The sequence below is a fragment of the Paenibacillus macquariensis genome (assembly GCF_900156375.1).
In the GTDB taxonomy this organism is placed as follows: domain Bacteria; phylum Bacillota; class Bacilli; order Paenibacillales; family Paenibacillaceae; genus Paenibacillus_AQ; species Paenibacillus_AQ macquariensis.
Genome location: NZ_FTNK01000015.1, coordinates 91,702 through 103,499 on the forward strand (window position 1 = coordinate 91,702; position 11,798 = coordinate 103,499).

General features: G+C 42.4%; 10 protein-coding genes. 7 read left to right on the forward strand and 3 right to left on the reverse strand.

The window, feature by feature from the left end; translation table 11 throughout:
* The first annotated feature begins 122 nt into the window (after positions 1-122).
* The 4 genes from BW961_RS21900 to BW961_RS21915 all read left to right on the forward strand — a co-directional run bounded on the left by BW961_RS21900 (position 123) and on the right by BW961_RS21915 (position 6,788).
* Positions 123-5,285, forward strand: coding sequence for a glycosyl hydrolase family 8 (locus tag BW961_RS21900; protein WP_068583642.1), 5,163 nt, complete (start codon positions 123-125; stop codon positions 5,283-5,285).
* 535 nt (positions 5,286-5,820) lie between these two features.
* A complete protein-coding gene (locus BW961_RS31985; protein ID WP_139331714.1) occupies positions 5,821-5,991 on the forward strand; it encodes a YHYH domain-containing protein in 171 nt (56 codons plus the stop codon).
* Between the two features lie 184 nt (positions 5,992-6,175).
* A complete protein-coding gene (locus BW961_RS21910; protein WP_068583637.1) occupies positions 6,176-6,433 on the forward strand; it encodes a hypothetical protein in 258 nt (85 codons plus the stop codon).
* 34 nt (positions 6,434-6,467) lie between these two features.
* Positions 6,468-6,788, forward strand: coding sequence for a hypothetical protein (locus tag BW961_RS21915; protein WP_068583634.1), 321 nt, complete (start codon positions 6,468-6,470; stop codon positions 6,786-6,788).
* On the opposite strand, the gene BW961_RS21920 is transcribed toward BW961_RS21915, so the two are convergent.
* Together BW961_RS21920 and BW961_RS21925 are read right to left on the reverse strand one after the other, a co-directional pair.
* Positions 6,781-7,260 carry a RidA family protein gene (locus tag BW961_RS21920; RefSeq protein WP_068583631.1) on the reverse strand — a complete coding sequence of 160 codons (480 nt, stop codon included), beginning with the start codon at positions 7,258-7,260 and terminating at the stop codon, positions 6,781-6,783. The two genes, BW961_RS21915 and BW961_RS21920, sit on opposite strands and share 8 nt — an antisense overlap.
* Before the next feature lie 18 nt (positions 7,261-7,278).
* The gene (locus BW961_RS21925) at positions 7,279-7,797 is read right to left on the reverse strand and encodes a DinB family protein (protein WP_068583629.1); all 519 of its coding nucleotides are present in this window, start codon (positions 7,795-7,797) and stop codon (positions 7,279-7,281) included.
* 117 nt (positions 7,798-7,914) lie between these two features.
* Here BW961_RS21925 and pdxR point away from each other — a divergent pair, with 117 nt between their 5' ends.
* Positions 7,915-9,357, forward strand: coding sequence for a MocR-like pyridoxine biosynthesis transcription factor PdxR (gene pdxR / locus BW961_RS21930; protein WP_068583626.1), 1,443 nt, complete (start codon positions 7,915-7,917; stop codon positions 9,355-9,357).
* Between the two features lie 136 nt (positions 9,358-9,493).
* Here pdxR and BW961_RS21935 read toward each other — a convergent pair whose 3' ends face one another.
* Positions 9,494-10,534 (reverse strand): S66 family peptidase, encoded by a 1,041-nt coding sequence (locus tag BW961_RS21935; protein ID WP_244556024.1) that lies wholly within the window; start codon positions 10,532-10,534, stop codon positions 9,494-9,496.
* Positions 10,535-10,624: 90 nt separating this feature from the next.
* Between BW961_RS21935 and BW961_RS21940 the strand changes: the two genes are divergently transcribed.
* Together BW961_RS21940 and BW961_RS31300 are read left to right on the forward strand one after the other, a co-directional pair.
* Positions 10,625-11,011, forward strand: a complete 387-nt coding sequence (locus tag BW961_RS21940; protein ID WP_170878600.1) for a YmaF family protein — start codon at positions 10,625-10,627, stop codon at positions 11,009-11,011.
* A gap of 273 nt (positions 11,012-11,284) precedes the next feature.
* Entirely contained in the window at positions 11,285-11,788 is a 504-nt protein-coding gene (locus BW961_RS31300; RefSeq protein ID WP_244556025.1) for a hypothetical protein, read from the forward strand.
* The last annotated feature ends 10 nt before the right edge of the window (positions 11,789-11,798 follow it).

The following is an 11,798-nucleotide window of genomic DNA, read 5'->3' on the forward strand; positions in this document are numbered from 1 at the left end:
ATCTTAATAACAGGATCTTATCATCTCTGAGGAAGGGAGATATCACTTATCGACAAATAGATTCGGGTAACGTTACTTTCTAAAAGTTTAAGCGCTTTAACTATTGTGAAAGGGGATACAACATGCGATTAAAGAATAAAATTAGAACATATTTGAACCGAGCAGCCCTCCTCTTTATGGTCTTCTTGCTGATTCCGTGGTCATTACCGAGCGCTACATATGCCAGTGGAACGAACGCAGATCCAGCGGATTTCTCCACAGGGGTAACTGTGCTATCGGAATGGAAGTTCGAGGATGAGGGTGAATATGGTATCCACCTTGCTACGGGAGGTCTATACCAATCGTCCTCTATCCTTCAGAACATAGGCGGTAGTTTCGAATACTACGATGAAGATGAACAAGATATCAGCTATCAAGGTTGGGATGAAGGCCAGGATAAGAAATATTGGTTGGCGACCGTTTCAACGGCCACCTACAAGGATATTACGTTATCCTCCGAACAGAATTCGTCTGGTTCAGGCCCAAACGATTTCAAAGTGCAGATCAGTACGGATCGTTCCACATGGACTGATGTGCTAAACGGCACCATTCAGATGAATACCTCATCAAGCTACAAGTGCTCGAATAATACATGTAAACTCAACAAGCTTCCGCTTCCAGATGCAGACGATAAGGAATTATTATATATTCGTTGGCTCGTTAACTCGAATAAAGCAACCAACACTAAAGAACATCCAGACGGCATTGGCGGAGGCGGATCTAGCAGAATTCGGAACATTTCTGTGGAGGGCGTACCGATCCCGGGAAAAGTGCCCTTTCAGCCTACGATTGATCTAATGCATCTCCCTCGAGATGGCGCTAAGAAGGTATCCGTAAACACGCCTTTTGTTGTCAAATTCAATAAAGAGATATCTCTGGCAGCAGACACAGCCATTACTGTCGTCGATGCCCAGAATCAAAAAGTTCCAGGTCTACAATTTAATGTGAAAGATGATCTTCTATCGATCGAACATGACGCTTTGACATACGGCACAACTTACACGGTTACGATACCGAAAGTAGCCATTCAAGGTGTAGATCATAGTCCAATCGTTCGTGATATCACATGGAGCTTCACAGCACAGGATTCACCAAATATGCCGAAGCTCATTAATATGGCCTTTAATGGTGACCCAAAAACGAGCATTGCATTAGCATGGTATACAGATATCATGACCGATACGAAAGTACAAGTTGCTGAATCCTCCCAGATACAAGGTGGGATATTCCCCCAAGGGGCAACAGAGTATATTGGCACTGCAGATGAAATTTCTACTTATATGACCCAGGATGACAGATCCTCCGGGGACAAAACAACGTTCTTCAGCCATAAAGTGATTGCTGATCATTTAAAACCTGGAACGCAATACAAATTCCGTGTAGGTAATGGCACAGAGTGGAGTGCTATCGGATCTTTCATGACAGATACAGCTACTCCACAACCCTATCGATTTATTGTTGGTTCCGATTCACAGGCTTCGAGCGAATCAGAGTTCGAGCCATGGGCGGACACATTCAAGAAAGCAAACAAATACATCGGTGATCCTAAATTCCTTATCAGTGCCGGTGATTTGGTCGATAACGGCGATCTCGAAGAGCAATGGCAGTGGATGCTAGGTCTGGCGCAGGAACCTTTATTAAACGTTCCATATGTTCCAGTACTTGGTGGACATGAAATCTCAGATTGGGACGGCGATGAGACAACACCGAACAATAACTTTTACAATCACTTCAACTTACCTCGCAAAGTTGTAGATGCTACGCACGACGGATCCGTGTATTCATTCGAGTACGGTGACGGACTATATATGGTCTTCAACTCACAATTTGACGGAAAAATCAGTGAGGATGGCAGCAAAGTTGATTGGGATGACGACAAGAAAGAACAATTTTGGAATCAAGTGACCTGGATGCAAAATACGGTTGCGAAGTCAGATAAGAAGTGGAAATTCGTCATGTTCCACAAATCGCCTTATGCAGCTGGTGATAATTCAGCTCAATGGGAAGATGAACGCGTTCAATTTTACAAAAAAAATCTGATTCCCGTATTTGACGAGCTCGGAATCGATATGGTATTTGAGGCCCACGATCATATGTATATGAGGTCTTTCCAAATGTATGGCGACAAAGTTATCGATCCGTCGGAGTTGCAGAAAGACGATGATGGCAACGTCATCAATCCCAAAGGAACGGTTTACCTTATGTCGAATGCATTCGGAAATAAGTTTTATTATAAGAATAACCAGTATCAAATTGGAGAAGACGGCGAACCAGAGGAAATTCTAGATGAGGATGGTAATCCAATTCCTTACGACGACTACTTCGCGGCAATCGACAAACAACCTGAGAAGAAAATGTTTACCGATGTGTCCCTCTCGGATCAGGTTCTAAAATTTGATGCTATGACGGCAGCCGTTGAAGATGAAGGTAAGTCAGGCTATGACGAAAATGGTCTGAAAGTATACGATCATTACGGCATTAAACGGACAGACACCAAACCAGATCCCGTGGTTGAGGCTAAGGTTGAACTACAAGGCAATAAAGCTATTCTCACTTGGAAGACACCTTCATCTAGCAAGGAACCTGTAAGAGGTTTCCGAATTTATGAGAAGGATGATAAAGTCAGCAAACACTGGAGTGTCTATCAACAGGTTAAAGCGAATACGACACAATACAGCTTAACCATCGAGAATTTGAATCCAGCAATTCAATACAATTTGATCATCAAGTCCGTAGGTACTAGAGACAATTCCGACAAAGTAGAAGTCAGCACACTAGTAGATCCATCAGGGTCTGAACCTCCTACAGCTCCCACTCAGTTGAGTGGTAAGGCAATATCTCCTTTCCAAATTGACCTGACATGGACCGCGTCTTCCGGTAACAAGCCAAAGGGTTACCATGTATACCGCAATGGCGTTCTCGTTGGAAAGACCCCGCAAACCTCCTATTCCGATATCGGATTAGATCCGAATACGGAATATCTGTACACGGTGAAGGCCGTGAACGAGAGCGGAGCAGAATCACTTGCTACAAGTGAGGTTCGTCTGAAGACGAAGCCTTCTTCCACAGGAGCAGCTACGCTTAGACCGTTCCCTCAGCATACGAGCTTAGTCTCTGGCTCGATTAAACCAAATCATCAGCCACAAGCACAAATCGATGCAACCGTGGCCCGTTTATTTGATGATTGGAAGAAGAAATATTTGAAAGCTAATCCGTATCTTAAGAAATCGGACCCTGCTCAATACTATGTGTGGTATGCCGATGGCGATTGGTTCGAGAAGGAACATGACGATGAACTCGATGTCGATTATGATGCGATTACCGTTTCTGAAGCGCATGGCTACGGTATGTTAATTACCGCTAATATGGCAGGGCATGATCCAGAAGCCAAGTCTTATTTTGATGGATTGTACCGTTACTTTAGAGTTCATCCGAGTAGCATCAACCCTGACCTGATGGCTTGGAAGCAGGGTGACACAGGCCAGGACATCGTTGATGTCGACGGTGTTGACTCCGCTACAGATGGAGATATGGACATTGCATACGCTTTACTGCTAGCGGATAGCCAGTGGGGAAGCGGTGGAGAAATCAATTATTTAGCAGAAGCTAAAAAAGTGATTAATGCCATTATGGAAAACGACGTCAATCATACCGAGTGGACTTTAAAACTAGCCGATTGGGTAGATGACAGCGATCCCAAGTACGGAACCGCGACACGTCCATCCGACTTTATGCTTCAACACCTGAGAGATTTCCGTAATGTAACGGGAGATCGCAATTGGGACCTCGTGATCGACAAGACGTATTCGATCACTCAGGAACTCTACACAAACTTCAGTCCTAATGCCGGACTTCTTCCTGACTTTGTAGTGAAGAAGGATGGGAAATACGTTCCCGCAGAGCCAGAATTCCTTGAGTCGGTAACGGACGGCGATTATAGCTATAATTCTTCTCGTACGCCTTGGCGCATCGGTACAGATTACCTTCTAACAGGAGATGCCCGGGCGAAGGGGCAATTGAACAAGCTCACCGATTGGATACGCAAGAAGACAAACGACGATCCAAGCCAAATCTTAGCCGGCTACAAGCTGGATGGCTCAGAACCATTAGAGGAGTATAGTGATAATTCATTCTCCACTCCAATGATGGTTGCTGCAATGCTAGATGCAAAGAACCAAAATTGGCTTAACCGTTTGTGGGATCATAATGTGAAGCTTTCTACGGATGAAGACGTTTATTTCGGTAACACGCTTCGATTGTTAAGCGCGATGGTGGTGTCAGGTAACTGGTGGTCACCGACCATTGTAGACACTGAGGCGCCGATGGAACCGACCATAGAGAAGGCCGTAGCCATATCCAACACAGCCATAGAGCTTAAATGGACTCCTTCTTCTGATAATAAGGGGGTTGTAGGCTACAAGGTTTATCGTGATGACGCCCTAATCACAACGACAGACAAAACAGAATTCAGGGACAGCGGATTAATGCCAAATACGAAATATCGTTATTTTGTCGTCGCTTATGATGCAGCAGGTAACCTGTCTAAGATCAGTAATATCAGAGTTGTTACAACACAGGATTCAACTGGTGGTGGTTCGGGTACAGGCAACTCAAGCAACGGAAGCTCCGGATCTTCGGGTAATAGCACGAACCCAGTCCCTGTTCCCGTGCCTGAGACTAAGCAACCGGATAAGACCCCTTCATTTAGCGATATAGGTGCACGCTTTGATTGGGCGAAGACCGCTATTGAGTATCTTGCAGCCAAAGGGATTATCAAAGGAACTACGGATCACACTTTCGAGCCAGGGAAAAACATCACAAGAGCTGATTTCGTTCTACTCCTAGTGAGAGTGTTCGGTTTCGAAGGTGGTGCAACTACCAACTTTAAGGATGTTGCATCCAATTCTTATTATTATGACGCTTTGAGCATTGCTAAGAAGATTGGACTCACCCTTGGAACTGGAGGAGATCGCTTCGAACCCCAAGCGTTTATCTCTAGACAAGAAATGATGGTACTGTTAACTAGAGCCTTAAAACTGGATAAACTGAAAATCGGCAGTGTATCTGATCTTAGTGGTTTTACCGATACAGCGAGGCTTGCAGACTATGCCAAGGAAAGTGCTGCACTATTGGTCAAGGAAGGAATCATTCAAGGCGATAGTAACACCCTCCGTCCTGAACAGACACTGACAAGAGCCGAAGCAGCAGTACTTATCTATCGCGTCATTCTCAAATACTTGTCGTAGGCATTCCCTCCTCAGGCATTTATATGTTAAAGAAATAACCCGGGCGAAGTCCGGGTTATTTCTTGTGAACAAATCGATTTCAATTATCTCTTACATCAGTCATTTATTTTATCATATGGTTAATTTACCCTTATCACCTGATTTATCGCTTATAATGTTACTTAAATCGATGTACGCTTATTACGCAATCAGAAAGGAAGTGATTTCTAATGGATAGCATGTCCCACGCCATTGAGTGGTTCACAATATTCCCTATTTTTCTGTTAATCATTTATGTAGGGCTTATTGTAATCGGAATTTATTGTTCAATTTTATTTATCAAGCTAGCTCGTCGGGGAATTAAAGCGCTTGAGATCTATATTGATGAGAAGACACATAGGAACTTATAACTAACGGTGGACAATTACTTATAGTTGGAAAAGGAATTTAATCCAGAATTATTAGAATAAACTCCATACACCAAGTATGGTAGTCATTGTAAAATAGTTAAGAAATCTAATATGCCTGAGTCACAGGCCACATTCAAGGTGCGTACATGAAAAAAATTATCGTATTATCCATTGCTTTGACCGTATTACTAGGAATCTCCTCTTCTGCTTATGCACATTCAGGAAGAACCGATAAGAATGGCGGGCATAATTGCTCCGCAAAATCTAAACAAAAAGGACTTTGCACAGGTTATCACTATCACAATAAGAAAAAATAAACCATTAAACCCAGCTTAAGATACTTCAAGGCTGGGTTATTAATATTTATGATTCGAAACATAAACAGAGAAATATTAGACACCTTAGTAAGAATAGAGAACAAGCTAGATTTGAAGAACAAGAAAGATGATTAATGATGACACACTTGTCTGATACTCACTAAATTAAAGCGAGGCGATTTAAATGACGATCTCACATAGAGAAAAGCTAATCCGTAAAGGAAAGACTTCCTTCATTATCAGAAGAGGGATCATCGATTGGGGATTAACCACTGCAGTATTGTATACGTTATTTGCATCTGTTTTGGATAACGGGTTTAATGCTCAAGCATTTATTAGAGAAGTTGCAATCTCATTCGTAATATTTCCTATATCCGGTGTACTTTTCGGATTGATCATGTGGTCATTATTGAATAGACCCGAGCATACTTTAAGAAAATAATCGGTGCGAGACTATTTTCAGGAGGTAGGTAATTATGATGATCGTGGTTTGGAGCGTTAGTTATATTTACGCACTATTTCACCTTGTATTGGGCTTGGTTCAGCTGAAAGGCAAGAACATTCCCACGACAAATTCTATTTTCATTATTACAGGTAGTATTAGCGTGCTGCTAACATCGCTATTTCTTGGGCATACATTTACATGGATTACGCTCGTTACTGTCGGGTTTTTCCTCATCCAAATAGGTGCCGTTAGGAACGAATTTCTTTTACAAGGAAGAATCACCTTAAGTCATCAAATGGTACGATTCGCGCTGTTTTTAATTATTCTCAGCATCTATAGCCTATTCAACTAATTCTGGTTCCCAATCCCACTTCGTTAATCTCAAATATAGAATCCACCACAAGTGGAAGATTCCCTCGTAATGACACAGCGCCCATGACTGAACGAGCATGAATTCCCTTTTCACCAAATACCTCCTGCATCAGATCAGAGAAACCATTCAGAACGAGATGATGCTCCTCAAATTCGGAAGACGCATTTATCAGCCCTTGAACTTTAATGACCCGATTCACCCGATCTAAGCTGCCTAACGCCTGTTTGAGAACTGCGAGCACTTCTATTCCCGCCTGTCTTGCGAACTCATACCCCTCTTTCGTTGAATAATCACTACCCAATTTCCCTTTAGGATGACCCGACGGACCTTTGCCCGATATATAGATCAATCCATTCACGATGCTATAGTTCATATAATTAGCTGAGGGTTCGCTCCCTTCCGGAAGTACAATCCCTAACGCTTCTAATCTTGCCTCAACGAGTCTTGTCAACAGTCTCCACTCCTATTCTTAAAGCGTCGCACTACTCTTTAATAGCAACTTGGTGATTAACACGATCTGACCCGTATGATATCCCATATGTTCTGCTATATATACTAAATGGCTTTGAATGGATCTAACTACATATCGCTCCGATTCTTCAGCATCTATCCCCTTCATCCGCTTCCAATCCTCACCATTGAAATAAATCTTCACCTGTCTTTGTAAATCTTCATCCGTAATGCCATTCAGCACCTGAATAGACTCTCTACGAACTGTCTGAAGTTGATCAAGTAATTGCTCTTTCGTATATCCACCAACCCGATCGAACTCTTGCGATCTTTCTCTTATAAACGGTTTATTACCCAACCCACTAACAAAGTGCTGATACTCACTCCCAGCTAAATGAATACATAGATTCGCAACACTATTCATGTTCGGGGCTAATCTCAACCAGACCTCTTCTTCCGATAAACGCTGCACACCATTAACGACTTTCTCAAGTTGCGCATTCATCTGCTCAATCACAATATGAACAATTTGAGACATAGGACTCCTTCTTTCTATTGCGTTCTTGATGTACTTCTAATGCCTAGTCTATAATGGATTTGACCTCCTAAAAAGTAACAGTTATTCAAATATAATAGAGGTCAGATTGAGGTTATCATGTTCGATATTATGCTACCGCAAGATGGGCAAGGTCCGTTATATATGCAGTTATATAGACATATTCGAGCGCTTATTCAAAACAATGACATCACAGATGGTACGAAGTTACCTTCTATCCGTTCTCTTCGTCAACAGTCTTCTCTTAGCAAAACAACCATTGAAACCGCCTATCACCTGCTACTAGAAGAAGGTTACGTTCTTAGTAAACCTCGATCCGGTCTCTATGTCGTCAATCCTCAATCGATTCAGACCTTGGAAGATCTTAGAGATCATAACAGCACCACGCTTACGCATCGCTCACCGACATGTAATGAACCCGCTCCAACATCAACAAATAATATGGTCGATTTCGATCTATTGGCGGTAGATGGCCATTCTTTCCCGCTATCCGCTTGGAGATCTGTCTTGACTGATGCTCTTTCCCTAAGCGGCGGCACCATTCACCAATATGGAGACCCTAAGGGCGAATACGATTTACGCGTGCAACTCACTCACTATCTAAAAAATTCTCGAGGCGTATCGTGCTCACCTGAACAAATCGTGATCGGATCGGGTATCTCCTATAGTATTCATATCCTCACGCAACTCTTTTCTTCGCCTATGAACGTTGCCTTCGAACAAGATGGCATTGCTCAGGTTGGAGATCTCTTTACCCAACATGGTTGGAATATCGTGCCTGTCCCTCTTCATGATCATCAACTCTCGATATCTGAATTAGAGGATCAGAATATCCAGGCTATCTATGTTACACCCTCCCAGCGTCCTACAGGCCATCCTTTGCCCTACAATATCAGAATGGAAATGCTCCATTTCGCCTATCACCATCACGCGTACATTATTGAGGACGATTACGATGGTGAATTCCGCTATACCGGCAGAACGATCCCCTCACTTCAAGGGCTTGATCATAAGGGCGTCGTGATTTACACGGGTACATTCTCCAAAGCATTTACACCTGCGTTACGCATGAACTATGTGGTTCTCCCTCTCTCTCTATTGGAGAAATTGCAAACGATGGAACACATTCTCTCCAGCCCATCGCGTATTGACCAATTAGCCATGAGCCTATTCATAGAACGCGGTCATTGGTATCGCCATATCCGACGGATTCGACATGTCTATCGTAAGAAACATGCCTCTCTAACACAGTTACTCGCACTACACTTCTCAGATCATATCCACATCCAAGGGGATCATGCCGGACTTCACATTGAATTAACCGTCAATACATCCTACAGTGCATCACAGTTAATAGAATTGGCTTTATCCGAAGGCGTTCGGGTATACGGTTCACAGTATGCGGGATTACATTCAAGTAAATCACTCCCTAGAATCTATATGGGCTTCGGAGGAATGGATGTATGTGATATGGAGCGAGGCATTCTACAATTGAAAAAGGCGTGGTCACATGCATTCACGACAGACACAGCATCAAGTTAATGGAATGAAAAAAAAGCACGCCTATGGCGTACTCTCAATTAACAGTTCCTGTTCAATAGCGTTCTATAGCTTTCTATAGCTTTCTATAGCTTTCTATAGCTTTCTATAGCTTTCTTTATTCTTTCTAGTTTCCTATTTAGGCAAATGGACTTTCCATGAGAACTATTTCTCCTGTTGTAGGATTTAGCTGCACTAATCCACCTAAGGGGATGATTAATTTGGGATCCGTATGCCCGAAGTCTACATCGACAACAATCGGGATCTTACTTGCGCCAAATTCATCCCTGATGACACTTAACAGGATTTGATACAGTTCTTGCTTCTCTTCATTTGAGTAATCTTTGGCTCTGCCAAAGATCACGCCCTTAATCTGCTGGAAGATGCCTTGCATACCGTAATTTCGGAGCATATATCCTACTTGTCCCGGCGTAGGCTTCTCTTCTGACGTTTCGAAGAATAGTATTTTATCACTCCAAAAGGATCCGCTTGGCCAGTACACCGTTGACTTCATGAATTCTAGCACTTCAATACAGCCACCCCATGCACAACCCGTTTCTATTGTATTTCCTTGAATAAAGGTCCACCCCGCTTCATTATTATGAAATTCTCTACATTGTCCCAACGTATTCGGATTAACCCAATCTTGATAACCATTTGTCCATGTCGAAAAAGGTTGATATGTGTATGGATAATGATCTTCTAACAAAATCGACTTGATATGTTGTGTGTTTGCATCAGGTAAATGTTGTAACTGCGCAAGCCCTGCCATCACAGAGGGTCCATAGAAAGTTACCATCCCCAATAAATTAAAATACGACAAGAAAGTCGTGGCATCTGAAAAACCCATGATGAACTTAGGGTTATTCATAATGATCTCTGTATCTAAATACGGTAGAATCCTTACCGATTCATAACCTCCAATAGATGTAATGATCCCATCAATCTGATCATTCTTAAAACATTCATTGATATCATCTGCACGCCACTTCGGATTCCTATATAAATCTTCTTGGGACATTCTCGCTGTAGGCATTTCAATGATTTCAAAACCCATGATATGTTGGAGATTCTGTAATCCAAGCTCATAGATACCCGGAAATACAATGGGTAGTCCATTCGATGGGGATATGATAGCAATCTTAGATCCTGCCATTAGTCTTTTTGGTTTATTCATCATGACCTCCGTTTACCAAGATACTCGCCTAGCACATTCTTCGCCACATCGTAATAAGATACCTTTGTTAACACCTAAGGAGGGCTTATACCCATGATAAATAAGATCTCAAGAACCAGTAAGATAACAAGAAATAATAAGATCACCCGAAAAAACACAATAACCAGAGCACAAACACATGTTCACGAATTTGAAGGTAGTACAAAGCTAGCCGAAGAAGGTGCTGATAGACATAATCATCGGTTCGCAGGTGTTACGGGTCAAGTCATCAGAGTAGGCGACAGTCATATTCACGAGATTGATCTCACACATACCGACTTCTTGAATCATTTCCACAATCTCAAAAAAATTAGAACCGGCCGTGCAATTCCTGTTGGCAATGGTAAGCATGTTCACTTTGTAACTGGATCCACTACACTCAATGATGGTCATGTACATCAGTTCAATTTTGCAACATTAATCCAACAACCTCTAGTCTAAATTTCGAAAAACAAACTTAGAATACAGCACAGCTCTGCTGCCAACAGAGCTGTGTTTTTTGGTCGTTTAGTCTAACTACTCAATCCCACCTTATACTCTTCTTGTCATTCAGCGTAGTTATTCAACCTAACACAGCGCACTCCCTGCTAACTGTTGGTTACAATATATCGTTACATATGTTATTGACAGCATTTGTTAAGAGGTATACATTTGTATACATATAGTAACGTATACAAATGTATACGATCAATTCTAAATTAAGGAGTGTTGAATATGCGACGCCGTATAACTGCACGTGATGGATTATCCGAGAGGGAACAAGGCTCTCCAACTCCTGGATTAAGCAAACGAAGAGAAATCAGTAGCCTAGATCGAGCTGCCACAGAAAGAAGTTCTAACTCTGGGGAACGCGGAAGACTTCATGGTAGGCATCACAGTGACCGCGATCACCACAAGGATTCCGGAGAACATATCGATCGAAAGCGCAAGAAATTGGATCATACGAATACTGATGACTCCTCAGCACAACGTCCCTCCCATCGAGATGACAAGAATATGCATGGTGCGAAGACCTTTCGCCGCGGACGCGTACTTATGTTTCTTAAGCAATTACAAGTTAAACGTTCAACCTTAATGCAACAACTTGAACAGCCTGAATTCAAGTCGATCGAACAAGTCATTAGTGGAGAATTAAAAGCCGTCGATGATATCATTCAACAGTTCACTCATTTATTTGAAATACAGGAGAATGAATCCGATAATCCTACGAATCCGTGAGGTAGACCTT

Bases quoted from the DNA above. Each gene is read 5' to 3' on its own strand.
- BW961_RS21900 (WP_068583642.1), top strand. From the start codon at position 123: ATGCGATTAAAGAATAAAATTAGAACATATTTGAACCGAGCAGCCCTC.
- BW961_RS31985 (WP_139331714.1), top strand. From the start codon at position 5,821: ATGAAAAAAATTATCGTATTATCCATTGCTTTGACCGTATTACTAGGA.
- BW961_RS21910 (WP_068583637.1), top strand. From the start codon at position 6,176: ATGACGATCTCACATAGAGAAAAGCTAATCCGTAAAGGAAAGACTTCC.
- BW961_RS21915 (WP_068583634.1), top strand. From the start codon at position 6,468: ATGATGATCGTGGTTTGGAGCGTTAGTTATATTTACGCACTATTTCAC.
- BW961_RS21925 (WP_068583629.1), bottom strand. From the start codon at position 7,797: ATGTCTCAAATTGTTCATATTGTGATTGAGCAGATGAATGCGCAACTT.
- pdxR (WP_068583626.1), top strand. From the start codon at position 7,915: ATGTTCGATATTATGCTACCGCAAGATGGGCAAGGTCCGTTATATATG.
- BW961_RS21935 (WP_244556024.1), bottom strand. From the start codon at position 10,534: ATGATGAATAAACCAAAAAGACTAATGGCAGGATCTAAGATTGCTATC.
- BW961_RS21940 (WP_170878600.1), top strand. From the start codon at position 10,625: ATGATAAATAAGATCTCAAGAACCAGTAAGATAACAAGAAATAATAAG.
- BW961_RS31300 (WP_244556025.1), top strand. From the start codon at position 11,285: ATGCGACGCCGTATAACTGCACGTGATGGATTATCCGAGAGGGAACAA.